This is a genomic window from Erwinia sp. 009765445 (genome assembly GCF_058137865.1).
In genome coordinates this window covers 221,741-244,370 of the sequence record NZ_JBYUWC010000005.1, presented here as the reverse complement: position 1 = coordinate 244,370, position 22,630 = coordinate 221,741, and the positions used below count along the sequence as shown (strand labels likewise).

Genomic DNA, 22,630 nt, shown 5'->3' with positions numbered 1-22,630 from the left:
CAGCTGTGGCTACCATCCAGCGTCATCACTTTACTGTGCAACATCCGGGCGTAAGGAATCGGCCCGCTGCTGGCCTCAGGAAAATGCACATACCTGACGCTGTGGATCAACAATCCCGTTTCATGAATGTGTTCCAGCGAGCACCAGTTCCAGTGTGCTTTGATCATAGTAAGGCTGAAATTTCAGCGGTGCCTGCTTACTGAGCTGCCAGATCCCCAGCAACACGACCAGTGCCGGTAACCAGCTCAGCAGATGATGGATGCGATAGAGCAGGAACATATCAGCGCTTCCGGATGGCAATGGATATGGAGACGAAACTTCCCTGGCGCAATCTGTCCATCACTTCCACCAGGCGCCCCACTGGCACACCTTTGTCACTGTTAACAATGATGGTGGTCTTTTCATCGCCTTTTTGTTGCTGGCGTAAACGCTCAACCAGCGAAGTCAGCAGCAGATCTTTCCCGTCGAGTTGCAGAACGTTCTCTACGCCAGGCGTCAGGATGACCTTCTGCTGAGGCTTCAGTTCCTGGGTCGTTCTGGCAGCGATCGCTGGAAATACAGCAACCTGCAGAACTCTGCGAGGATTTTTGATTACTATTACGATTAATCCTGGGTAGCCAGGAGGGAATATTCTGCTGAAAGCGGCGGTTTTCCAGGAGGCAAAGTAAAAAACCGCTCCCGGGCAGGAGCGGTTAGTTTTGTTCAGCAATTGCTGTCAGGGTGATTTTATTTAGCCGTTAGAGGCCGGAGTTTTATCCGCATCGCCGGTAGCATTTTCGCCCTGTGGTTTCTCTGCCTGCGGTGCATTGTTTTTGCTCTCTGCTTTCGCTTTCTCAGCTTTATCTTTAGCAGCCTTCTCTTTGGCTGCCTGGTCAGCAGCGGCTTTGTCGGCGGCGGCCTTCTCTTTTGCGGCTTTATCCGCTGCTGCTTTATCTTCAGCGGCCTTATCGGCCGAAGCCTTCGCCTGCGCGGCTTTGTCGGCAGCTGCCTGATCGGCAGCGGCCTTATCAGCAGCCACTTTGTCTGCCGGTTTGTCGCCAGCAGCAGCCGGTGCTGGAGCCGTGGCCTCAGGTGCTGGCGCTGGTGCGGCAGCTTCAGGCTGGGCAACAGCCATCAGCGTTCCCTGGATCGCCTTGTTCAGTACCTGAGTAAACTGATCCCAAGGGCAGAAGCCGTTAGCATCAGTCTTACAGCCGTTCATTTCCAGCATCACTCGCTTCGGTGGCGTAGCCAGTGACAGCGGCGTTGCGTTACGCAGCTGATCGGCACTCTGGTAAACGTATTCCACCTTCACCAGTTCCTGATTGTTTTTCTTGTCGTGCCAGCGCTGGAACTGAATCATCCCGCCAATTGGCGTGCGCTCGTTCTGCTCTGGCAGCGTGTAAGGTTTGAAATCCAGCGCGGTCAGCAGCGAGGCAATATTTGAGTCATGTCCCACCATCAGCGTCACTTTCGGCGCATTGGCTTTATCTTCATCGACCAGCATGCTGCGGATATAGTCCACCAGCGGAGCGGCCACGTCACGTGCCACGTCCGGAGAAGTAAACAGCGTGTCCTGATAGGCATTTTTGATTGCAGACAGCTCTTTCCACTGCTCAGGCGTTTTAATTTGCCCCCAGGCGACCTGATCCAGCGGCATCCCTTCGTAATATTGCAGGGTGAAAGCATCCACCAGCGAGTTACCCACCTTCAGCGGGCCGGACACGCCTGGCTCTTTGCCATTCTCTGCAGAGAATTTGTTCTGATTGTCGCTGGAGAGATCGCACTCTTTCTTGCCATTACAGGCCGGAGAATTCTTGTAATCGATGATTTTCTCCAGACGCTGGAAAGCCGGCTTCAGCGCCAGCTTCTCGCCCGCGCTATTCATTGCGGTCAGCGCCTGCTTGTTAAATGCTTCGCTGCCGTCGGTGATCACCGGATTGAACACCGGGTCCATGGCACCCATTTCATCCTGATGGGAAACTGGAATATCACAGCCCGGGAACGCGCCGGTAATAAAGTACTGCGCGGTGGCAACGGTACGCTGCAGGCTGTTTGCATAGGCATAGATGTCATCGCTGGCCGGACATTCGCCCTCTTTCACCAGTCCCTGCTGTGCCAGCCATTCACGGGTATAGTGACCCATGTAGACTTCCAGTATTCCTCCCTTGGTCGTCAGCTGTCCTCCCGGCACATCCCATTGCGGCCAGGCTTTTTTAGTGGACTGAGCCAGCGCGCTACCATTGTCGGCCAGCGGCGCACGAAGGTTATGACGACTCATCATTAACACTTGTTCAAGCTGATAATTGTCATCGGCCGCATAAGCTGAAATCCCACTCACTGCTGAGCAGACCGCTAACGCGCAGAGACTAAACTTTTTAATCATGTGTTTTTTCCATTGATTCAAGGGTAAATCACCCGGCCGGGAAAAGGCGATGCAGCTGGCAAAATTTCAAAACAGCACAGATGATACTCGCCACAACGCTCCAGGGGAAAAGGGCCGGACAGGGCCTTATCATTCGTGTTGACAATATAGCAGACTATCGCTTTTGCGGTTGAGACGCATCAGGAGATTGAAAAGAAACAAGATGTTTTTTGGAATACTCTGATCGATTGTCAGAAGAAGACGCCTGATCTTGAGGAGGAAAGTCAGAAAGCAAAACGGGCCAGCCTGAGCTGACCCGTTGAATTTGATGGTGGAGGAGGAGAGATTCGAACTCTCGAACGGTTTCCCGTCGCCGGTTTTCAAGACCGGTGCCTTCAGCCACTCGGCCACCCCTCCGCAATGAGGCGCACTATAAACATCCTCCCTGGCGATGTAAAGTGGGTTTTGATTCAACTGCCGTAAAAACAGCCGATCGCCGCTTATTTGTCGTTATATTCACCATCCCGTTCACAGAAACAGCAGGTTATCGCGTAAAGAAGGGTAAAACGCCTTCCCCCGCTTCGGTGGGATCCCTATTCTCACTGTTAATTTGGTGACCCTGAGAGGCCTTTTTTATGGATCGCATCGTAACAAGCGCACGGCAAAGTTCGTTAATTTCCACCCACAAGGTTCTGCGTAATACCTATTTCCTGCTGGGGTTAACGCTGGCCTTCTCCGCTGTAACCGCGACTCTGAGTACCGTCTTCGCCCTGCCCGCTCCGGGATTTATCCTGATGCTGGTCGGTTTTTATGGTCTGATGTTCCTGACCTATCGCCTGGCTGACAGCCCGACCGGTCTTCTGGCCGCGTTCGCCTTTACCGGCTTCCTGGGTTATTGCCTGGGTCCTGTTCTCAACAGCCTGCTTTCTGCAGGGATGGGAGATGTGATCGGCCTGGCGCTGGGCGGTACCGCATTGGTGTTCTTCTGCTGTTCGGCCTATGTACTGACTACCCGTAAGGATATGTCTTTCCTGGGCGGGATGATGATGGCAGGTTTTGTGGTGCTGCTGGTCGCCGTGGTGGCCAATATGTTCCTGCAGATCCCGGCCCTGCATCTGGCAATCAGCGTGATGTTCGTCCTGTTCTCCTCGGGAGCAATCCTGTGGGAAACCAGCAACATCATCCACGGCGGCGAGACTAACTACATCCGCGCCACCGTCAGCCTGTATGTCTCTATCTATAATATCTTCGTCAGCCTGCTGAGCATCCTGGGGATGTCATCACGCAGCAACTGATTGCAGGATCAATTAATGAAAGCCCCGCATTGCGGGGCTTTTTTTGCCTGACGGCAAATTGCCGATGTGCCAGCCAGAGGTAAATTTTGCTAAACTGCAGCCCATTATTGAAGAGAGAGGCAATACGGTGTTGTTCGAAGGTAAAGAGATTGAGCGCGATGCGCAGGGCTATCTGAAGTCAACCGCTGACTGGAGTGAGAGCATCGCCCCGCTGCTGGCCGAAGAGGAAGACATCACGCTGAGTGAAGCACACTGGGAAGTGGTGCATTTTGTGCGTGAATTTTACCTTGAATTTAATACCTCTCCAGCCGTGCGCATGCTGGTGAAAGCCATGGCAAAGAAATTTGGCGAAGAGAAAGGCAACAGCCGCTATCTGTTCCGCCTGTTTCCCAAAGGGCCAGCCAAACAGGCCACCAAAATAGCTGGCCTGCCCAAACCGGCAAAATGCCTGTAACCATCACTCCCCGTAGTTATCTGCCCCGTGCCGCTCAGCCTTACAACGGGCTGAAACGTGGCGCGGGCGCTACCCCGTAGTAAAGCCCTTCGGCTCTTCCCGCGGCTGAAAAGGTTCGGCCAGTACTTTGTCCACTCTGGCACTGCGCGGCCCTCCCGCCTTCAGCCACTGCATCAGCGCTTCCACATCACTTTCCTCACCGTATGCCAGCACCTCCACGCTGCCGTCATCCAGATTACGGGCGTACCCTTTCAGCCCTCGCGCCTTAGCTTCGTGTTGGGTGCTGTAACGAAAGCCCACGCCCTGAACCAGACCGTGAACCCAGGCTCGGGTACAGATAGTTGCCATTTTTCCCCTCCTGCAGAGACGCAGATTGCAATTTTGCGGCGGTCACCGGACAATGACGCCTGATTTTCTGACTGTAAGCATAGCAAATATGACTGTTCGTTTGATTCTTGCCAAAGGGCGTGAGAAGTCTCTGCTCCGCCGCCATCCCTGGGTCTTTTCCGGTGCCGTTGCCCGGATGGAAGGAAAAGCCCGGTCGGGTGAAACCATTGACGTCTGCGACAGCTTTGGTAACTGGCTGGCGCGTGCCGCCTGGTCCCCGGAGTCGCAAATCCGCGCCCGCGTCTGGAGCTGGCAGCAGGATGAGTCCATTGATATCGACTTTTTCGTCAGACGCCTGCAGGCGGCACAGCAGCTGCGCGACTGGCTGGTCCAGCGTGACGATTTAGACAGCTACCGCCTGATTGCCGGTGAATCTGACGGCCTGCCGGGGATCACCATTGACCGCTTCGGCAACTTCCTGGTGCTGCAACTGCTCTCTGCAGGCGCGGAATATCAGCGTGCCGCCCTGATTACCGCTCTGCAGCAATGCTATCCGGAATGCGCCATTTACGATCGATCCGACGTAGCCGTGCGTAAAAAAGAAGGCCTTGAGTTAACACAAGGCGTGGTGCTGGGTGAAACACCGCCGGAACTGCTGCCGATCACCGAACACGGAATGAAATTGCTGGTAGATATTCAGACCGGCCATAAAACCGGTTACTACCTTGATCAGCGTGACAGCCGTCTTGCCACTCGCCGCTACGCAACAGGCGGCCGCGTGCTGAACTGCTTCTCCTATACCGGTGGCTTTGCGGTTTCGGCCCTGATGGGTAACTGTAAGCAGGTGATCAGCGTGGATACTTCGCAGGCGGCACTGGATATCGCCCGGCAGAACGTCGAGCTGAACGGGCTGGATGTGTCAAAAGCTGAATTCCTGCGGGACGATGTCTTTAAACTGCTGCGCCGCTACCGTGATAACGGAGAGAAGTTCGACCTCATCGTAATGGATCCGCCGAAATTCATTGAAAACAAAAATCAACTGACCGGTGCTTGCAGAGGCTATAAAGACATTAATATGCTGGCGATGCAGCTGCTCAATCCCGGTGGGATACTGCTGACGTTCTCCTGTTCCGGCCTGATGCCAACGGATTTATTCCAGAAAATCATCGCGGATGCCGCACTCGATGCACAGCGTGATGTACAATTTTTAGAGCAGTTCCGGCAGGCTGCCGATCACCCGGTGATCGCCAGCTACCCGGAAGGTATGTACCTGAAAGGTTTTGCCTGCCGCGTTCTGTGACTTGAAAACCCTTTCCCTGCCCCCATTTTGGTAGCAGGGCAAAGTTTCTCAGGAGGTCACGATGATTGCCAGCAAGTTTGGACTCGGCCAACAGGTGCGGCATAAGCTGCTCGGTTTTCTTGGCGTGGTGGTAGATGTTGATCCGGAATACTCATTAGACGATCCGGATGTTGAAGAAGCAGCCGGTAGCGAATCGTTTCGGTCTGCTCCCTGGTATCATGTCGTGATGGAAGATGAAGACGGCGATACGGTGCATACCTATCTGGCAGAAGCCCAACTTTCGTGGGAATTACCGGGCGACCACCCGGAACAGCCTTCGATGGACGAGCTGGCCGCCTCGATTCGCGAACAGCTTCAGGCACCGCGCCTGAGAAATTAGTAAAAAACCCCGCCAATGCGGGGTTTTTTTAGTTCTTTTGCAGCCCAAGCCGCGGAATTTCAATCTTAGGACAGCGATCCATCACCACGGTCAACCCGGCTTCTCCAGCCAGAACGGCCGCCTGTTCGTTAATCACCCCAAGTTGCAGCCATAAAGATTTCGCGCCGATGGCAATAGCCTCCTGTGCCACACCATATGCAGCCTCAGCATTGCGGAACACATCCACCATATCCACTGGCTCCGGAATCGCCTCCAGAGTCGCATACACCTGCTGCCCCAGCAGCGTCTGCCCGGCCAGCTTTGGGCTGACTGGCGTCACTTTATAGCCCTGCTCAAGCAGGTACGCCATCACGCCATAGCTGGCCCGGGCGGGTTTTTCACTGGCTCCCACCAGAGCAATATGGCGGGTTGATGTCAACACATCGGCAATTTTATGATCTTGCACAGGCCTCTCCTTATCAGTCAGATACACTATTTTAAACGCTGGCAGAACAACTGGAAATTAACCCGGCGACAATCAGGGAGAATACGGAGATATAGCACGAATAAATATGTTAAAATGTTAATATGCTGCCATACTGAAAGACTTTGATACATTCGGTATTTTTGCGTTCCCGTGCATCTGGAGAAAAAATGAAGCTGCGTCTGGTCATAACAGGACTGTTCACCCTGCTGGTTGCGGCCTCTGCTCAGGCAACCACCCTGAAACTGTCGCCTGATATTGACCTGTTAGTGCTGGATGGACGTAAAATTTCCGGCTCTTTACTGAAAGGTGCCGACGGGCTTGAACTCGATCGCGGTCAGCATCAGGTGCTATTTCGCGTGGAAAAAAACCTGAAAACCAGCCCGCAGATGGCCTCATCATGGGTTTCCACCCCGTTGATCGTCACCTTCACAGCTCAGGCACAATCCATCACTATTACCCTTCCGGAACTGACCACTGCTCAGCAGGGTAAAATGTTTAACAAGCGTCCGGAATTTCAGCTCTACGATGAACATCATCAGCTGGTTGAAAACCAGCAGGATCGCCTGTTAACCGTATCGGGTGAGAACTATGAACAGGCGATGGTGGCCTACAACATGAAAAGTAACGTCGCCTCAGTACCCCGCTTTGCCCAGCCTCATACTACCAGTAACTTTCCGGCGGACATTAACGCGCTGGATTATGCCAGTGACGCAGCAAATGGAAGCCACTCCGGCAGTCGGGTACTGCAGCTGTGGTATCAGCAGGTTGACTCCGCCACACGTCAGCGACTGGTGGTGTTGCTACGGGCACTGCGTACCAGTTGATGTCTTTATGCCGTCAGCCTACACTCGGTACGTTTTACCTCACTGACCTAACCCTTATCTGACGCAGAACCAGGAAGCCGGAATGGATCAAACCACCCGTAAGATTCAGGAAAAAAAACATATCGCGCTGGTTGCGCATGACCACTGCAAAACATCGCTGATGCAGTGGGTGGAAACCCATAAAGATGTATTAAAAGCTCATACGCTGTATGCAACAGGTACCACAGGTAACCTGATCCAGCGAGCCACCGGCCTGCCGGTAACCGCAATGTTGAGTGGTCCGATGGGCGGCGACCAGCAGGTGGGCGCACTGATTTCGGAAGGAAAAATTGATGTGCTGTTTTTCTTCTGGGATCCGCTGAATGCCGTCCCGCACGATCCGGATGTCAAAGCGTTACTGCGTCTGGCGACCGTCTGGAATATTCCGGTTGCCACCAACCGCTCAACCGCTGATTTTATTATCCATTCGCCGATGTTTTCGCAGCCGGTGGACATTATCATCCCTGACTACCAGCGCTATTTGCAGGAGCGCCTGCAGTAATCTGACTGAGCGTGTTCCCTCACGCTCACGTTTTTTACGGCTTCCGCAGTACCGGCACGCCCATCCGCTTAAACTCCTCCACAAATACCGAAGGATTTTCAGGATCGAAAAGCATCCATACCTGCTGTTTCGCGCGGGTGATGGCCACATAGGCCAGCCGCCGCTCTTCCGCATCGGTAAAATCCTCCGGCTGCGGTAACAAAGCCTGTTCCATCACCGACTCTCTCGCCGCCGCCGGGAAACCATCTTTGCCGTCCTGCAACCCCATCAGCACCACGTAATCTGCCTGTTGCCCTTTACTGGCATGAATGGTCGCGAAATCGATTTTCAGTTTTGGCCAGCGCGTTTTGGCTTTATCCAGCAGCACCGGACGCAAATGATGGTACCGGGAAAGCAGCAGGATCCGTTCGTCAGCCGTTGCATAGCCGCTGATTTTGTTCAGCAGGGCTTCAAGCTGTGCTTCAGGCATCAGCGAAACGGATTTTTTATTTCCCTTACTCAGGCTGTTAAGCGGTTTTTTTAACTGGTGCGGATTACTCTGCACAAACTTATTGGCAATTTCACCAATACGGTCGTTGAAACGATAGGTAGTATCCAGCACGCAACGGTCGCCTTCACCAAAATGGTGATGGAACGCCGTGGTCAGGCTCATTTCCGCGCCGCTGAAGCGGTAAATGGCCTGCCAGTCATCCCCTACCGCAAACAGCGAGGTTAGCTTATTTTGCCTTCTCAGCGCGGCCAGTAATGCCGCTCGCTGTGGAGAGATGTCCTGAAACTCATCCACCAGAATATGCTTCCAGGGCGTGATAAACCGGCCTTTATCCAGAATATTCACTGCCTGATGGATCAGCCCGGAGAAATCGACTGCCCCCTCTTCTTTCAACGAACTCTTCCACGCTTTCATCAACGGTGCCATCAACTTAACCCGTTTTGAAAACAGGTCGCGAACGTCTTCCGGAGCGGATTCAATCATTGCCGCCTGAGCCCCGCCGTGCATACGCATCAGCCCCAGCCAGCGTTCAAGGCGCCTTGCCAGACGGCCAGCCAGCCGGTCATCTTTCCAGTAATCACCTTCGTCCAGCGCCCACTCCAGCTCGTCGTTGAGCCATTGACGCCAGCCGTTGGCGTGGGCTTTTTTCTCGCTGCATTGCTGTCGCCAGACGTCAATCAACAACTTATGGCGCAGGGTGGTATCCGTTTCCAGTTTACTGATAGCAGGAGATTTGTTGCTGCCCTGCTGGATGATGTTAAGAGCCAGAGAGTGGAACGTACGGGCCTGAATACCTTCCGTATTCAGCCGTTCTTTGATGCGATCGTTCATCTCCTCTGCCGCCTGGCGACCAAATGCCAGCAGCAGGATCTGTTCCGGTGCCGCCTGTTTACGCATCAGCAACCAGCCGGCTCGTGCAACCAGCACCGATGTTTTACCGCTTCCTGCACCGGCCAGCACCAGCAATGCCTCTTCCCCGTTGACCACGGCTTTCGCCTGAGAAGGATTAAGAGGGGACGTTTCAACGGTATTGAAGAAGTCGGCATACTGTTCCAGCATCTTCTCCGACCACTGTGCATTGCGTTTCTGCCGCTGAGCGTCACTGTTATCCAGCCACTGCAGGCAAAAGTGATAAGCTTCCTGACAGTTATCAAATTCTTCCAGCCGCGGCACCGGCAAAGGCTGAGCTGCGAACGCTTCATGGATGGCTTTGCGCCAGCCTGCCATATCGCTGCGCTTCAGCCATTTATCCTGCTGTTCGAACTCGCGGATTTTCGCCACCTGCTCATCCAGCACCGTGGCTGAAACCACGCTCATCTCTTCACTCCAGCTTTGCCAGGCCTGCTGCAGATAATGGAAGAAACGCTGGGTCTCCTGCCATTCCGTGCCGTGCAGGCGGACGACTTTCTCATCGGGCAGGGTAAATTCCAGCTCGCCCCAGACCAGTCCGCGCTTACATTTGATGGCTAAAAGTTGATTAAATGGAATAAGGTATTCATGCTTTTCCCCACTGACCTCGACGCCAGCGGACAGCAACCTCACCCGGTTATAGGGATGTTGCGCCAGATGCCTGCCCAGCGACGTTGCTTTCAGTTCCATTACCTTCCCCAGGTGCGATGATCATCAGGCAGTAGTTTAACTGGCGAGACTGTACCGCTCCAGCCTTAAAACGCGGTACAATCAACGAATTGACCTGTTCGTACAGCTGACCGCGAGGGAAACTATCCGATGCGTACTGTTTTAAACGTTCTGAATTTCGTTTTGGGTGGTTTTCTCACCACTTTTTCCTGGCTGGTGGCAACACTGGTCAGCATCATTTTTATCTTCACTTTGCCATTAACCCGCTCCTGCTGGGAGATCACTAAGCTTTCGCTGCTGCCTTACGGCAATGAAGCCATCCACGTCGATGAGCTTTATCCGGGCAAAAAAAATGCGCTGATGAATTCAGGCGGCACGCTGCTGAATATTTTATGGCTGATCTTTTTCGGCTGGTGGTTGTGCATCATGCACATCATGACCGGGATTGCCCAGTGCATCACCATCATTGGTATCCCCACCGGGATTGCGAATTTCAAAATTGCGGCGATTGCTCTGTGGCCGGTAGGTCGTCGCGTGGTCAGCGTTGAGGTGGCAAAAGCCGCTCGCGAAGCCAATGCCCGCGGCCGGTTTAGCTGAACCTGATGCGCCTGACGCTGACGCCCGGCCTGCGCCGCTACGCTTATAACAGCGCCCTGCTGTATAACCTGCGCATTTTAATTGCGCTGGCGGGCACTGCCGGTGTGCCCTGGTGGCTGGGGCAGATTACCTGGACCATCCCGTTAACGCTGGGCTTGGTGGCAGCCGCGCTGGCGGATCTGGATGACCGTTTAAGCGGCAGACTGCGCAACTTGCTGATCACTCTGGTCTGCTTCTGCGTGGCCTCGGTTTCAATCGAGCTTATTTATCCTTACCCGTGGCTGTTCACCGTCGGGCTGGCTGTGTCAACCTGGGGTTTTATTCTGCTTGGCGCGCTGGGGCAACGTTATGCCACCATTGCCTTCGGTGCACTACTGATTGCCATTTATACCCTGCTGGGCATCGGCCTGTTCCCACAATGGTATCTGCAGCCTTCACTGCTGCTGGTGGGTGCAGTCTGGTATAACCTTCTGACGCTGACCGGGCACGTTATTTTTCCGATCCGCCCGCTGCAGGAAAACATCGCCCGTTGTTTTGAGAAACTGGCCGTTTATCTGGAATCCAAGGCAGGTCTGTTCGATCCTGATACAGAAGAGCAGGATAATGCTGCGCTGATTGAGGTAGCGATGGCTAACAGCCAGCTGGTCGCCACGCTAAATCAGGCAAAAAATTCTATTCAGTCCCGTCTGCGCGGCGACCGTGGGCAGCGCGGCACTCGCCGGACCCTTCATTATTACTTTGTGGCGCAGGATATTCACGAGCGGGCCAGTTCCTCTCATGCCCAGTATCATGCCCTGCGCCGGGAATACCGCTACAGCGATATTCTGTTTCGCTTTCAGCGTTTACTCTCGCTACAGGCCAAAGCCTGTCAGCAACTGGCAAACTGCATTCTGCTGCGGGAGCCCTGGCAGCATGATGCCCGCTTCGAACGGGCCTTCGTGCATCTTCATGCCGCGCTGGATCGTCTGAATGCCGCCCAGCCGGGCAGCAGTGACTTAAAGGCAATGAATTATTTGCTGAATAACCTGAAGGCTATTGATGCCCAGCTCGCCACCATCGAATCGGAACAAAGCCTGGAAGAGAGCAGCAACGATCAAACATTATCCAGTGAAGGGTTGACCGGCTGGGCCGATATTCGGCTGCGGATCAGCCGTCACCTCTCCCCTGAGTCCGCCCTGTTTCGTCACGCAGTACGTATGTCTCTGCTGCTGTGTGCCGGATATACCTTTATACAGCTGACCGGGCTGGAGCATGGCTACTGGATTTTGCTGACCAGCCTGTTCGTCTGTCAGCCTAACTATAATGCCACCAAAAGACGGCTGGCGCTGCGTATAGCCGGTACGCTGGCCGGCATCGTGATTGGCCTGCCGCTGCTGTGGCTGGTCCCCTCCGTTGAGGGCCAGCTGGTGATGATTGTGCTCAGCGGCGTTCTGTTTTTCGCTTTTCGTCAGTCCCGCTATGCCAATGCCACGCTGTTTATCACGCTGCTGGTCCTGTGCTGCTTTAACCTGCTGGGTGAAGGCTTTGAAGTGGCGCTCCCGAGGATTATCGATACGCTGATAGGTTGTGGCATTGCCTGGCTGGCCGTCGCCTTTATCTGGCCAGACTGGCGCTTCCGCCGCCTGTCACTCGTGGCGGAGCGCACGCTGAATGCCAACTGCCGCTATCTGGATGCCATTCTTGTCCAGTATCACCAGGGGAAAGATAACCGGCTGGACTATCGCGTTGCCCGGCGTGACGCGCATAACGGTGATGCAGAACTGGCTTCGGTGGTTTCAAACCTCTCTGCCGAAAAACATGTCAGCGCCGCGCTTAGGGAAGATGCCTTTCGCCTGCTCTCCCTGAACCACTCTTTTCTGAGCTACATTTCAGCGCTGGGTGCTCACCGCGAGAGGATTACCAGCCCGGCGATGCTGCAACTGATGGACGATGCCGTTTGCTACGTTGATGACATCCTGCATATTGAACTGGTTGATGAGGCGAAGGCACAACGACTGCTCAACAACCTCTCTGAGCGTATTGAAGCGATTGAAGCCGACCCGGACACAAAAGAACCGCTTGTGCTGCAGCAGGTCGGCTTGCTGGTCGCGCTGCTGCCAGAAATAGCGCAGCTGAAACATCAGGTCTCTACAGAGTAGCCCTCAGCTTTTCAACGTAATTCTTTAACTGCAGAGTTTCGCTGTACCAGTGGCGAAGCTCCGCTTTTAAAGCCTGCGGCAGCGCTTCATGGTGCTGCCCAAGTATCGCCCCCTCCAGCGCAAACAAAACGTTGATGCCGAGGTTTTTATTCCTGGCATGCAACTTCAGCCAGCTACGTTTGGCTCCCTGTTCTTTCAGCATCCTCACCGAACTGATCCCCACATGCCGCAACAGGACTTCAAGCCGCATCGTCAGATTAGGCAAATCTTTCAACCGGCGGTTCTCATAGCGGTTTACCCGCTGCTGCCGCGCGCCCGACAGACAAAGTTGCGAAAGCGCCACCAGTTGTTGGGTTTCCTGCCACAAAGATTCATCAACGCGAAAATAATTGAGTTCAACCGGGATCCCTCCTCTGTTAAAAGTAAAAGCTTTCATTTTCCTTTCGGTCAGATAGGGTCTGACTTCCTCACAGGCCCGTAAATATAATTCCCCTTCTGCAACCAATGCGAAGACCACGCGATCCACCGAAAGGCTGTACCCACCAAACTGGCTACGGCAATCGATTTCACCCAGTTGTGCCAGCTTGTCTCTGGTGCTGGCGATCCTGTTCTTTGAGTCATCCATAAAAATTTCCTTAACCTGATAATGTCCCTGAAGCACCCTGTCAGCACAGGGAAAATAGGCAATCGCCGTAACAGGTTCAATGAATAAATGGTGTTGCGGCCCCTTACATTGTGAATTTGCGAGACGTTACCAAAAAATAAGGTTGATCTTTACTCACCAGGCTTATACTGTATATCCATACAGTGACCTGCGAGCGACGCCATTATGCAAACTCATTTTCTTAAATCTCAATCTGTTAACGCCAGTTTTCGTCCGGCCTCATCCTGTGCTGCCCCACAGAAAACCCACGCGGCTGGACTTATTAGTGAGCTGATCTACAGTGAGAATCAACCCGGCATGACCCAGATGCTGCTGCTGCCTCTTTTACAGCAGTTGGGCACTCAGTCGCGCTGGCAGCTGTGGCTGACTCCGCAGCAGAAATTGAGCCGCAGCTGGCTGCTGCAATCTGGTTTACCGCTGGATAAAGTTATGCAGGTGCAATCTTCCGGGGCGATAACCACCGTTGAAGCCATGATCAAAGCTTTGCAGACAGGAAATTACAGTGTGGTGTTAGGTTGGTTACCAGGAGAAGTCACCGAAAAAGATCGCCGCCGGCTCCAGGAAGCAGCTTCCTGTGGACAGGCGTTAGGACTGATAATGCGTCCCGATCCGGTCAATATCACTTCAGCCAGACCCTTCAGCGGCCTAAAAATTCAGTCTAGTTTGTATCATTAAGTAAAAATAGGAATAATCTCACAAGGATTTTCCTGGCAAGCCGCGATAACCATCTGATTATGCTATGACGCGGTGGGACAATGGTTTAGAAGCGTTTTCACCACACTGTTTCTACACATAACCTGTCCGCAAATGTGTAAAATTGTGTACGAATGCCTGTTTTTTTGCTGACGTGCGTCACATCATACTTGTAAGTTTGCTAGTACGTTGTAGACTTTACGTCGCCAGGGTGCTCAATAACCTCCCTTTTTTGGATGAGCCATAATCGAGCGTCATAACCCGGCGAAGGATTAATCAAAGAGCTAATGAAAGCTCATTGCCTATTTGGATGATAACGAGGCGCAAAAATGAAAAAGACAGCTATCGCAATTGCAGTGGCACTGGCTGGCTTCGCTACCGTAGCGCAGGCCGCCCCTAAAGATAACACCTGGTATACCGGTGCAAAACTGGGCTGGTCTCAGTACCATGACACTGGTTACTACGGTAACGGTTATGAGAACAACAACGGTCCAACTCATGAAAGCCAGCTGGGTGCCGGTGCCTTCGGTGGCTACCAGGCTAACCAGTACCTGGGCTTTGAACTGGGTTATGACTGGCTGGGTCGCATGCCTAACAAAGGCACCGTGACTAACGGCGCATTTAAAGCACAGGGCGTTCAGTTGGCTGCTAAACTGAGCTACCCAATCATGGACGATCTGGACGTGTACACTCGTCTGGGCGGCATGGTATGGCGTGCAGACTCAACGCAGACTAACCCAACTACTGGCCGCATCAGCGACCACGACACCGGTGTTTCTCCACTGGCTGCAGTTGGTGTTGAATATGCGCTGACCAAAAACTGGGCTACCCGTCTGGATTACCAGTGGGTTAACAACATCGGTGATGCAAACACCGTTGGTACCCGTCCGGATAACGGCATGTTGAGCGTGGGCGTTTCTTATCGCTTCGGTCAGGACGAAGCTGCTGCTCCAGCACCAGCTCCAGCTCCAGCGCCAGCTCCAGTTGTTGAAACCAAGCGTTTCACTCTGAAATCTGACGTGCTGTTCACCTTCAACAAGGCAACCCTGAAGCCAGAAGGTCAGCAAGCTCTGGATCAGCTGTACACCCAGCTGAGCTCCCTGGATCCTAAAGACGGCAACGTAGTTGTTCTGGGCTTCACTGACCGTATCGGTTCAGAGCAGTACAACCAGAAGCTGTCTGAAAAACGTGCTCAGTCTGTAGTTGACTACCTCGTTTCTAAAGGCATCCCTTCCAGCAAAATCTCTGCACGTGGTATGGGTGAATCTAACCCAGTTACCGGCAACACCTGTGACAGCGTGAAAGGCCGTAAAGCCCTGATCGATTGCCTGGCACCGGATCGTCGTGTAGAAATTCAGGTTAAAGGTATCAAAGACGTTGTAACTCAGCCTCAGGGTTAAGTTTCGCTTTGATAAAAAAACCCCGCTCCGGCGGGGTTTTTCTTTGGCTGATACAGCCCGATAAACTCTTTTTTGTCTTACGTTTCTGCCCTTCCCGTCAGTCCGGCTTGCCTAAAATGGCCTTAAGATCCTGCTTCAGCGAGGACATCTGGCTGGCATATTGTTCTTTGCGCTCAGCATCTTCAATCAACTGTACGATCGTTTCTGATAAAGTGCTGTTGCGGCGCTGCGCCAGACCAGCCAGGCGTTGCCATACCAGATACTCAAGGTCGATCGACTTTTTGCGCGTGTGCTGATGTTCAGCATTAAAATGGCGTTTACGTCGGGCCCGAATGGTCTGCTTCATCCGGTTTTCCAGCGCCGGATTGATATGACGCGATATCCACTGCAGCACGTCTACCGGACGATTCTCCATCGACAGCAGTTCATCCACGGCAACCTGCGCCGCGCTGAATTCAAGATAGCGCGTGATCGCTTCACCTTCCCGGTGTTTTTTAACCAGGTACTTCCATTTCCACCCGCTTTCAAGATTTTCCAGTTGCTGATATTTCATCGGAATCTCATGCTTTTCATATAACCCGTTTAGAATAACAGCTTTTTTTAGCCCTGCCGCATAGAAAACGGGGTTGTTATCGCAATCCCGACCTCTGACCGGGGTGAAGTGCATGTCTACGGTGCTTAACAGGCTGAAATCTTGTATAATGCCGCTTTTACTCATTTCAGAAAAATACGATAACTTTGACCAACAACCGACTAGAATGGCGCGCCCTACAGCCCGATACCGACAGCGTTCAGTCCCTTTTCTCTCAGGTACCTGAAGACGATTCCAGTTGCTTTGCCGCGGTACAATCACGCCTGTTTAACGGGCTGAATCTGCTGCAGCAAACGCCGGCTAAATTGCCACTGATGCTGATTAAATCGGCTGAAAACGCTGAATATCTCGCTTTACTTCAGGACCAGCTCGCCAGCATCACTGCTAAGGATGAAGCAGAACTGCATGGCGGTCACTACCTGATCGAAGGTTTGTCGATAAGCTGGCGTCCCGCTGAGTCTGGGCAGGATAATTTCGCCAGCGTTGGCGGCATTCATTGTGCGGACTGGATTGAGACAGAGCAGCTGTTCGGCTGTGTGCGCTGGTATAACAATACCCTGACGCTGCAACCCGGATTGGTACATCAGGCTAATGGCGGTACGCTGATCCTCTCCCTGCGCACCCTGCTGGCGCAGCCGTTGCTGTGGCTGCGAATGAAGAAAATCCTCACCACTCAGCAGTTTGACTGGTACTCCCCGGATGAAACACGACCTTTGCCTGTGGCGATCCCTGCCATGACACTCCAGTTCCGTTTGATCCTGACCGGCGAGCGCGACGCTCTGGCCGACTTCCAGGAAATGGAGCCGGAGCTTTCAGCACTGGCGCTCTACTCAGAGTTCGAAGAAAACATTCAGATTGTCGACGCAGAAGAGTTCAGCCTGTGGGTGAAATGGGTTCGCACTCTGGCTACCAGTGAAGGTATTGAAGCGATTGCCGACGATCTCTGGCCGGTGCTGATCCGTGAAGCGGTTCGCTATACCGGCGATCAGGATACGCTGCCGCTCTGCCCTGCATGGATTACACGCCAGCTGCAGGATGCAGTGATGTACAGCCCGTATGAAAACATCAGCGGTGAACATCTGCAAAGTGCGCTGGAAACCCGCGAATGGCGGGAAGGTTTCCTGGCTGACCGAGTACGCGATGAAATCCTGCTCGACCAGATCCTGATTGAAACCGAAGGAGAAATGATCGGGCAGATCAATGCGCTGTCAGTTATCGAATTCCCTGGCCATCCGCGTGCCTTTGGCGAACCTTCCCGTATTAGTTGCGTGGTGCATGTTGGCGACGGCGAGTTCACTGATGTTGAGCGTAAAGCCGAGCTGGGGGGCAATATTCACGCCAAAGGCATGATGATCATGCAGGCCTGGCTGATCGCCGAGCTGGAACTGGAACAGCAGCTGCCCTTTTCCGCCTCTCTGGTGTTTGAGCAGTCCTATTCCGAAGTGGATGGCGACAGTGCTTCCCTCGCCGAGCTTTGTGCGCTGATCAGCGCGCTGGCCAGCCAGCCGATCAATCAGCAAATCGCCGTGACCGGATCGGTCGATCAGTTTGGTCGCGTGCAGCCGGTTGGCGGGCTGAACGAAAAAATTGAAGGCTTTTTCCACATCTGTAACCAGCGCAATCTGACCGGCAACCAGGGCGTCATTATCCCTGCTGCCAATGTGCGCCATCTTTCGCTACAGCAGGAAGTGGTGGATGCGGTGCGTGAAGGCAAATTCAACCTCTGGGCAGTCAGCAGCGTGGATGAAGCATTGCCTTTGCTGACCGGTGAAGAGTGGGAAAAAGAAAATTCGGCCTGTCTGCTACGCTCAATACAGGAGCGCATTGCGCAAATTAATCAGCAGGACGGGCGTCAGCGTCCGTGGCCGCTGCGCTGGCTTAACTGGTTTAACCAGAGCTGATCGGACTTGTTCAGCTTACGCCTGTTAGCTAATCTTCGTGATTCATTAAAATAAGGCTTATTGAGAACATGGTAGATAAACGCGAATCCTATACAAAAGAAGACCTCATTGCCTCCGGCCGTGGTGAACTGTTTGGTGCTGAAGGCCCACCGTTGCCGTCCGGAAACATGTTGATGATGGACCGCGTGGTGAAAATGACCGAAGACGGCGGTAACTACGGCAAAGGATTTGTTGAAGCCGAGCTGGATATCAATCCGGACCTGTGGTTCTTTGGCTGTCATTTTATCGGCGACCCGGTCATGCCAGGCTGTCTGGGTCTGGATGCCATGTGGCAGCTGGTTGGGTTCTATCTGGGCTGGTTAGGCGCAGAAGGCAAAGGTCGTGCACTGGGTGTGGGTGAAGTGAAATTCACTGGCCAGGTTCTGCCAACCGCGAAAAAAGTTTCTTACCGCATTCACTTCAAGCGTGTGATCAATCGCAAGCTGGTGATGGGTGTGGCGGACGGTGAAGTGCTGGTGGACGGTCATGTGATCTATACCGCGACCGATCTGAAAGTAGGTCTGTTCAAAGACACAACCGCTTTTTAAGCCTCCCTTAAAACGGAAACCTCCGCTTCGGCGGAGGTTCTTCCTTTTAAAACCTGAGTTATCCAGTTTCACAAACCTGATAGTGCTATTTTCACGAACCGGATGTTCAGATTATATAACGTGAACAATCGGGTTATACGCTAACCGTCCTGTCCTCCATGGCTTGTCGCCAACCTCCCAACCAGTGAGACCTCGCGTCTATCATTTGATAGGGACACATCTCTTTCGAACGTCCGGTAATACCGGCCTGATAACCTCTGGAATGTGCCCGTTCGAGTCGATCTCGTTTCTGTCTCTTCATCATGCCTGTAATCCCCTCTTCAGGTCAGGTGGAATCTGGTGGAAAGAAATCAGTGATTGCATTGTTTGCAACCACACTTCAATTTCTAACGCCATCCGGGCTAAAAATCAATCCGCAAATTTCACGCCAATGTCATATTACCGTGAGAATATGCGGGTGCTGTTTCGCCCAGAAAACCCGAAAGATGAGAAATAACCCGCTGTAATATCACAAAAAAGCCCCTGATTGCGCATAAATCTGATTTTGCGACAATCAAGGGCTTAGCTCTTTATATTAATTTTTATTAACTTTTACTGCGGATCGTATCGGCCATCTGCCTGGCTTCCTGCTGCCAACCTTTAGCCAGCGTTCTGACTAACGCATCGTAACCATCTTCCGTTTGTGGCAACGTCAGTGCAAATGAACGCTTGATAATCTGCCCCTGATGCTCCAGCACCCAGGCACCGCTGATCACTGCCTGGCCGTCATAACGCCCGTGGAAGCCAGTCACGTTGACGTTCAGCGTATCCTGCTGCGCGCCCAGTGGCGATGCGGAAACCAGCCAGCCCGGCAGCGCATCACTCAGATCCGCCACCAGCGTCTGTTGCAGTTGCTGATCCAGCGGGCTGGCCCACAGATTATTGCTGGCAATCACATACTTCACGTCACTGCTCTGATAGACCAGGCCGTTGCCCGCCAGATAGTCGGGCACCGAGACATGCTGTACGAACACCGCCGGGCGCAGTGCATCAGAGCTGCTGACCGCAGCCGCAGAGCTTTTTTCTGCAGCGGGCAGCTGATAGTAAGTTGTTTCCGGCGTAGTGCTACAAGCCGTCACGGCCAGAGCCAGCGCAATGGGTATCCATTTCATCATTGTTTCGCCCTCTTAGGCTGTGGATCCTGTCCGGGTTTCGCCTCAAACACCAGCGCATTGCTCTTGTTGTTGAGCGTTTTCAGTACGGGTTGCAGTTCACGCAGCACCTGATCCAGACGCTGCATATCACCCACCATTTTGCTGTAGGCTGGAGAGCCAGGCTGGAAGGCCTTCATGCTGCTGTTCAGCTCGCGCAGGGTTTTCTGCATATCCGCCGGCAACTGTTGCATCTGCTGGCTACCGGTGATCTGATTGATGTTATCCAGCGTTTTCTGCAAGTTACGCAGCGTAGTCTGGCTCTCTTTCAGCGTTCCGGTAGCCTGATTGATCATCGGATTCAGCGGCATACTGTTGATCTTATCCAGCGTTTCCATCAATTTCTGCTGGATTTGGGCCAGCCCGCCACTGGTGGTCGGGATCAACTCATAACCAGCGAACTCTGCCGGGCCGGTATAAGGCCTGGCATTGTCATGGAAATCGAGATCGACGTACAACGAGCCGGTCAGGAGATTAGCCGACTTCAGCGAGGCACGAAGGCCCGATTTGATGCCGTCTTTCAGGTGCTGCTCGATATTGAAGTCCTTGCCCAGCATGCTTTCGAAGCGGTCTGGTTCAATGCGGATCAGTACCGGAATGCGGTAATCGTTATTCAATCGCTGAGCCACTTCTTTCGACTGGAACGGAACGGCAGCCACGGTGCCCAGACGGATGCCGCGGAATTCAACCGGTGCGCCAGGCTGCAGGCCACGGATTGAATCGCTGAAGAACATCAGGAAGTCTTTGTGCACGGTGTACAGCGAATCCTGAATGCTGCGCTGATCGTCGAACAGCTTGTATTCGGCTTTGTTCTCCGCCAGCTGCCCCAGAGCCCAGCCATCCGGCACATCAAAGCTTACCCCACCGCTGAACAGCGTAGTCAGCGACCCCATTTCAACACGCATGCCCGAGGCCGACATATCTACGGCTATTCCGCTGTCTTTCCAGAAGCGTACATTGGTGGTAACCAGTCGGTCATAAGGGGCGGTAACAAACAGCTGATAGGTCATCATGCGTTTATCGGCATCAAAATTACTGGTCTCGACAGAACCCACGCGGTAGCCACGGAACAGGACCGGATCGCCAGGATTCAGCTGACCGGCTTTGGCGCTGTCCAGCGTAATACGGATACCCTTCGCGTCTGGTGGCGCGAGCGGCGGCGCATCCAGCAGGCTGTAATGTTCAGGCTTTTCGCCTTTGTTGCCCGGCTGCAGCTCGATGTAAGCTCCGGAGAGCAAAGTGCCCAGTCCGGTCACACCTTCACGGCCGATCGCCGGTTTAACCACCCAAAAGGCACTGTCCCCCTTCAGCAGCTTCTCCATACCGGAATTCAGGCGGGCTTTGATCTCCACATGGTGCAGATCATCGGTCAGCACCGCGCTCTCAACGACCCCAACATCCACGCTGCGGCTTTTAATGGCGGTTTTACCTCCCTCAATACCCTCGGCATTGGTGGTGATCAGCGTGACCTCGGGGCCCTGATGGCTGAAGTGATAAAACAGTATCCATGCACCGATCAGCACGGTGACAATGGGAATGATCCAGACAGGTGACCAGCGTTTGATTTGATCAACCGTCGCCACGCCGTGATTATTTTCCTTCAATGCTCGGCTCCTCAATACTCTTTTCACGTACACGATCCCAGGTCAGACGGGGGTCGAATGTCATGGCAGCAAACATGGTCAGGATCACCACCATGGCAAACAGCAACGCTCCCGTTGCGGGATAAATACTCATCAACTGCCCCATGCGCACCAGCGCAGAGAGGACCGCGATAACAAAGACATCAATCATTGACCAGCGGCCAACAAACTCCACCACCTCATAAATTTTGTGCATCCTCTCACTGTCCTGATGAGGCTTGCCCTTGCCGTTGGCGTCCCAGCACAGCCAGCCAATCGCCAGCATTTTTAGCGAAGGCACCATAATACTGGCGATAAAGATCACCAGCGCCACCGGATAGGAACCTTCACTCCACAGCAAAACCACCCCAGCCATAATGGTTGAGGTGATTTTAGTCCCCAGCGCTTCAGTGATCATAATCGGCATCAGGTTGGCGGGGATATATAACAGGAAGGAGGTCAGCAGCAACGCCAGCGTCCACTGCAGGCTGTGGCGACGACGGACGTAACCACCGGTGCCGCAACGCGGACAGGTGAACTGGTCAGCGGCCAACACTGCCGTGCAGCAATGGCAGGAGCGCAGGCCCTGGCGCAGGCCACTGATTGCCGGGACCGGGCGGGCTGGTAAAGCTGGCACCGGCGCAATGCGAGCCCACAGCCAGCGACGGTCCACGCACTGAAATGCGCGCACCTGCAGCATACAGAAAAGACACCAGGGAACAAAACTGGTGCCAATGCCAATGTCGCCGTAGGCCATCAGCTTAACGAAGCTGACCAGTACTCCGGCGAGAAAGATTTCCGCCATCCCCCAGCTTTTAATCTGGAACAACACCCGCGCCATGTTGCGCTTCAGCGGCAACGGCATTCGCACGGGATTAACCAGCAGCAGGATCGCCACCATGCAGACCGCGGGCACGCCCTGCACAAACAGCATGAACAGCGTCGCCAGACTGTTGTAATCCTCAGACACCATCACCTGAGGAATACGCATCAGCGTAATTTCACTGCTCAACCCTGCCACGTGCATATTCACGAAGGGAAACAGATTCGCCAGAACCAGCATAAACAACGCTGCAAGCGCATAACCGGTGGGCCGCTTTTGCGGCTCATGCCAGCTGGACACCAGCGTTGTTTCACAGCGCGGGCAGCTGGCTTTGCTGCCCGCCGACAGTTCCGGCAACTGTGTCATCAGGTCACACTGCGGGCAAAGCATCCATTGATCGGCCTGGTGCGATGAACACATAAATT

Annotated in this window: 24 protein-coding genes and 1 tRNA gene; 12 read left to right on the top strand and 13 right to left on the bottom strand. The window is 53.6% G+C overall.

The genetic code is table 11. The features are described from left to right. Positions 1-120: 120 nt before the first annotated feature. The 4 genes from AC3Y5R_RS07150 to AC3Y5R_RS07135 all read right to left on the bottom strand — a co-directional run bounded on the left by AC3Y5R_RS07150 (position 121) and on the right by AC3Y5R_RS07135 (position 2,761). Positions 121-279 carry a hypothetical protein gene (locus tag AC3Y5R_RS07150; protein ID WP_489920746.1) on the bottom strand — a complete coding sequence of 53 codons (159 nt, stop codon included), beginning with the start codon at positions 277-279 and terminating at the stop codon, positions 121-123. 1 nt (position 280) lies between these two features. Continuing rightward, positions 281-709 carry an ExbD/TolR family protein gene (locus AC3Y5R_RS07145; protein ID WP_489920745.1) on the bottom strand — a complete coding sequence of 143 codons (429 nt, stop codon included), beginning with the start codon at positions 707-709 and terminating at the stop codon, positions 281-283. Between the two features lie 21 nt (positions 710-730). Further along, complete coding sequence (agp, locus tag AC3Y5R_RS07140; RefSeq protein WP_489920744.1) at positions 731-2,365, bottom strand: bifunctional glucose-1-phosphatase/inositol phosphatase; 1,635 nt, start codon at positions 2,363-2,365, stop codon at positions 731-733. A gap of 308 nt (positions 2,366-2,673) precedes the next feature. Then, a tRNA-Ser gene (locus AC3Y5R_RS07135) sits at positions 2,674-2,761 on the bottom strand. A gap of 218 nt (positions 2,762-2,979) precedes the next feature. Between AC3Y5R_RS07135 and yccA the strand changes: the two genes are divergently transcribed. Further along, positions 2,980-3,639: an FtsH protease modulator YccA gene (gene yccA / locus AC3Y5R_RS07130; protein ID WP_489920743.1), complete on the top strand. Its 660-nt coding sequence runs from the start codon at positions 2,980-2,982 to the stop codon at positions 3,637-3,639. A 127-nt stretch (positions 3,640-3,766) separates the two neighbouring features. Continuing rightward, positions 3,767-4,093, top strand: coding sequence for a sulfurtransferase TusE (gene tusE, locus AC3Y5R_RS07125; protein ID WP_489920791.1), 327 nt, complete (start codon positions 3,767-3,769; stop codon positions 4,091-4,093). A 69-nt stretch (positions 4,094-4,162) separates the two neighbouring features. Here the strand turns inward: tusE and yccX are convergent, their stop codons facing one another. Beyond that, positions 4,163-4,441 carry an acylphosphatase gene (gene yccX / locus AC3Y5R_RS07120; protein WP_489920742.1) on the bottom strand — a complete coding sequence of 93 codons (279 nt, stop codon included), beginning with the start codon at positions 4,439-4,441 and terminating at the stop codon, positions 4,163-4,165. 88 nt (positions 4,442-4,529) lie between these two features. Between yccX and rlmI the strand changes: the two genes are divergently transcribed. Further along, positions 4,530-5,720, top strand: a complete 1,191-nt coding sequence (gene rlmI / locus AC3Y5R_RS07115) for a 23S rRNA (cytosine(1962)-C(5))-methyltransferase RlmI (protein ID WP_489920741.1) — start codon at positions 4,530-4,532, stop codon at positions 5,718-5,720. 61 nt (positions 5,721-5,781) lie between these two features. Beyond that, complete coding sequence (gene hspQ / locus AC3Y5R_RS07110) at positions 5,782-6,099, top strand: heat shock protein HspQ (protein WP_158784254.1); 318 nt, start codon at positions 5,782-5,784, stop codon at positions 6,097-6,099. 28 nt (positions 6,100-6,127) lie between these two features. On the opposite strand, the gene AC3Y5R_RS07105 is transcribed toward hspQ, so the two are convergent. After that, positions 6,128-6,544, bottom strand: coding sequence for a CoA-binding protein (locus tag AC3Y5R_RS07105; RefSeq protein ID WP_489920740.1), 417 nt, complete (start codon positions 6,542-6,544; stop codon positions 6,128-6,130). 188 nt (positions 6,545-6,732) lie between these two features. Here AC3Y5R_RS07105 and AC3Y5R_RS07100 point away from each other — a divergent pair, with 188 nt between their 5' ends. Continuing rightward, complete coding sequence (locus AC3Y5R_RS07100; RefSeq protein ID WP_489920739.1) at positions 6,733-7,389, top strand: YccT family protein; 657 nt, start codon at positions 6,733-6,735, stop codon at positions 7,387-7,389. An 82-nt stretch (positions 7,390-7,471) separates the two neighbouring features. Beyond that, positions 7,472-7,930, top strand: coding sequence for a methylglyoxal synthase (gene mgsA, locus AC3Y5R_RS07095; RefSeq protein ID WP_489920738.1), 459 nt, complete (start codon positions 7,472-7,474; stop codon positions 7,928-7,930). Between the two features lie 34 nt (positions 7,931-7,964). On the opposite strand, the gene helD is transcribed toward mgsA, so the two are convergent. Next, positions 7,965-10,019, bottom strand: a complete 2,055-nt coding sequence (gene helD / locus AC3Y5R_RS07090; RefSeq protein WP_489920737.1) for a DNA helicase IV — start codon at positions 10,017-10,019, stop codon at positions 7,965-7,967. A 129-nt stretch (positions 10,020-10,148) separates the two neighbouring features. Here helD and AC3Y5R_RS07085 point away from each other — a divergent pair, with 129 nt between their 5' ends. Together AC3Y5R_RS07085 and yccS are read left to right on the top strand one after the other, a co-directional pair. Continuing rightward, on the top strand, positions 10,149-10,595 hold the full coding sequence (locus tag AC3Y5R_RS07085) for a YccF domain-containing protein (protein ID WP_158784259.1): 447 nt from the start codon (positions 10,149-10,151) through the stop codon (positions 10,593-10,595). Positions 10,596-10,600: 5 nt separating this feature from the next. Further along, positions 10,601-12,733, top strand: a complete 2,133-nt coding sequence (gene yccS / locus AC3Y5R_RS07080) for a YccS family putative transporter (protein ID WP_489920736.1) — start codon at positions 10,601-10,603, stop codon at positions 12,731-12,733. Here the strand turns inward: yccS and AC3Y5R_RS07075 are convergent. After that, positions 12,723-13,358: a TfoX/Sxy family DNA transformation protein gene (locus AC3Y5R_RS07075; RefSeq protein ID WP_489920735.1), complete on the bottom strand. Its 636-nt coding sequence runs from the start codon at positions 13,356-13,358 to the stop codon at positions 12,723-12,725. The genes yccS and AC3Y5R_RS07075 overlap by 11 nt on opposite strands. A gap of 204 nt (positions 13,359-13,562) precedes the next feature. On the opposite strand from AC3Y5R_RS07075, the gene sulA reads away from it, so the two are divergent. Together sulA and ompA are read left to right on the top strand one after the other, a co-directional pair. Next, positions 13,563-14,072, top strand: a complete 510-nt coding sequence (sulA, locus tag AC3Y5R_RS07070) for an SOS-induced cell division inhibitor SulA (RefSeq protein WP_158784262.1) — start codon at positions 13,563-13,565, stop codon at positions 14,070-14,072. Positions 14,073-14,419: 347 nt separating this feature from the next. Then, positions 14,420-15,490: a porin OmpA gene (gene ompA / locus AC3Y5R_RS07065; RefSeq protein WP_158784263.1), complete on the top strand. Its 1,071-nt coding sequence runs from the start codon at positions 14,420-14,422 to the stop codon at positions 15,488-15,490. Positions 15,491-15,587: 97 nt separating this feature from the next. On the opposite strand, the gene matP is transcribed toward ompA, so the two are convergent. Next, complete coding sequence (gene matP / locus AC3Y5R_RS07060; protein ID WP_158784264.1) at positions 15,588-16,043, bottom strand: macrodomain Ter protein MatP; 456 nt, start codon at positions 16,041-16,043, stop codon at positions 15,588-15,590. A gap of 185 nt (positions 16,044-16,228) precedes the next feature. Between matP and AC3Y5R_RS07055 the strand changes: the two genes are divergently transcribed. Together AC3Y5R_RS07055 and fabA are read left to right on the top strand one after the other, a co-directional pair. Beyond that, positions 16,229-17,983 (top strand): AAA family ATPase, encoded by a 1,755-nt coding sequence (locus AC3Y5R_RS07055; protein WP_489920734.1) that lies wholly within the window; start codon positions 16,229-16,231, stop codon positions 17,981-17,983. A gap of 68 nt (positions 17,984-18,051) precedes the next feature. Further along, positions 18,052-18,570 (top strand): bifunctional 3-hydroxydecanoyl-ACP dehydratase/trans-2-decenoyl-ACP isomerase, encoded by a 519-nt coding sequence (gene fabA / locus AC3Y5R_RS07050; RefSeq protein ID WP_338562673.1) that lies wholly within the window; start codon positions 18,052-18,054, stop codon positions 18,568-18,570. A gap of 133 nt (positions 18,571-18,703) precedes the next feature. On the opposite strand, the gene rmf is transcribed toward fabA, so the two are convergent. The 4 genes from rmf to pqiA all read right to left on the bottom strand — a co-directional run bounded on the left by rmf (position 18,704) and on the right by pqiA (position 22,625). Beyond that, on the bottom strand, positions 18,704-18,871 hold the full coding sequence (gene rmf / locus AC3Y5R_RS07045; RefSeq protein WP_158785402.1) for a ribosome modulation factor: 168 nt from the start codon (positions 18,869-18,871) through the stop codon (positions 18,704-18,706). A 283-nt stretch (positions 18,872-19,154) separates the two neighbouring features. Then, positions 19,155-19,724 carry a membrane integrity-associated transporter subunit PqiC gene (pqiC, locus tag AC3Y5R_RS07040; protein ID WP_489920733.1) on the bottom strand — a complete coding sequence of 190 codons (570 nt, stop codon included), beginning with the start codon at positions 19,722-19,724 and terminating at the stop codon, positions 19,155-19,157. Next, positions 19,721-21,364 (bottom strand): intermembrane transport protein PqiB, encoded by a 1,644-nt coding sequence (gene pqiB, locus AC3Y5R_RS07035; RefSeq protein WP_489920732.1) that lies wholly within the window; start codon positions 21,362-21,364, stop codon positions 19,721-19,723. The genes pqiC and pqiB overlap by 4 nt, the downstream gene beginning before the upstream one ends. Next, the gene (gene pqiA, locus AC3Y5R_RS07030) at positions 21,351-22,625 is read right to left on the bottom strand and encodes a membrane integrity-associated transporter subunit PqiA (protein ID WP_489920731.1); all 1,275 of its coding nucleotides are present in this window, start codon (positions 22,623-22,625) and stop codon (positions 21,351-21,353) included. The genes pqiB and pqiA overlap by 14 nt, the downstream gene beginning before the upstream one ends. Positions 22,626-22,630: the final 5 nt, after the last annotated feature.

Bases quoted from the DNA above. Each gene is read 5' to 3' on its own strand.
- AC3Y5R_RS07150 (WP_489920746.1), bottom strand. From the start codon at position 279: ATGTTCCTGCTCTATCGCATCCATCATCTGCTGAGCTGGTTACCGGCA.
- agp (WP_489920744.1), bottom strand. From the start codon at position 2,365: ATGATTAAAAAGTTTAGTCTCTGCGCGTTAGCGGTCTGCTCAGCAGTG.
- yccA (WP_489920743.1), top strand. From the start codon at position 2,980: ATGGATCGCATCGTAACAAGCGCACGGCAAAGTTCGTTAATTTCCACC.
- yccX (WP_489920742.1), bottom strand. From the start codon at position 4,441: ATGGCAACTATCTGTACCCGAGCCTGGGTTCACGGTCTGGTTCAGGGC.
- rlmI (WP_489920741.1), top strand. From the start codon at position 4,530: ATGACTGTTCGTTTGATTCTTGCCAAAGGGCGTGAGAAGTCTCTGCTC.
- hspQ (WP_158784254.1), top strand. From the start codon at position 5,782: ATGATTGCCAGCAAGTTTGGACTCGGCCAACAGGTGCGGCATAAGCTG.
- AC3Y5R_RS07100 (WP_489920739.1), top strand. From the start codon at position 6,733: ATGAAGCTGCGTCTGGTCATAACAGGACTGTTCACCCTGCTGGTTGCG.
- mgsA (WP_489920738.1), top strand. From the start codon at position 7,472: ATGGATCAAACCACCCGTAAGATTCAGGAAAAAAAACATATCGCGCTG.
- helD (WP_489920737.1), bottom strand. From the start codon at position 10,019: ATGGAACTGAAAGCAACGTCGCTGGGCAGGCATCTGGCGCAACATCCC.
- AC3Y5R_RS07085 (WP_158784259.1), top strand. From the start codon at position 10,149: ATGCGTACTGTTTTAAACGTTCTGAATTTCGTTTTGGGTGGTTTTCTC.
- yccS (WP_489920736.1), top strand. From the start codon at position 10,601: ATGCGCCTGACGCTGACGCCCGGCCTGCGCCGCTACGCTTATAACAGC.
- AC3Y5R_RS07075 (WP_489920735.1), bottom strand. From the start codon at position 13,358: ATGGATGACTCAAAGAACAGGATCGCCAGCACCAGAGACAAGCTGGCA.
- sulA (WP_158784262.1), top strand. From the start codon at position 13,563: ATGCAAACTCATTTTCTTAAATCTCAATCTGTTAACGCCAGTTTTCGT.
- ompA (WP_158784263.1), top strand. From the start codon at position 14,420: ATGAAAAAGACAGCTATCGCAATTGCAGTGGCACTGGCTGGCTTCGCT.
- matP (WP_158784264.1), bottom strand. From the start codon at position 16,043: ATGAAATATCAGCAACTGGAAAATCTTGAAAGCGGGTGGAAATGGAAG.
- fabA (WP_338562673.1), top strand. From the start codon at position 18,052: ATGGTAGATAAACGCGAATCCTATACAAAAGAAGACCTCATTGCCTCC.
- rmf (WP_158785402.1), bottom strand. From the start codon at position 18,871: ATGAAGAGACAGAAACGAGATCGACTCGAACGGGCACATTCCAGAGGT.
- pqiC (WP_489920733.1), bottom strand. From the start codon at position 19,724: ATGATGAAATGGATACCCATTGCGCTGGCTCTGGCCGTGACGGCTTGT.
- pqiA (WP_489920731.1), bottom strand. From the start codon at position 22,625: ATGTGTTCATCGCACCAGGCCGATCAATGGATGCTTTGCCCGCAGTGT.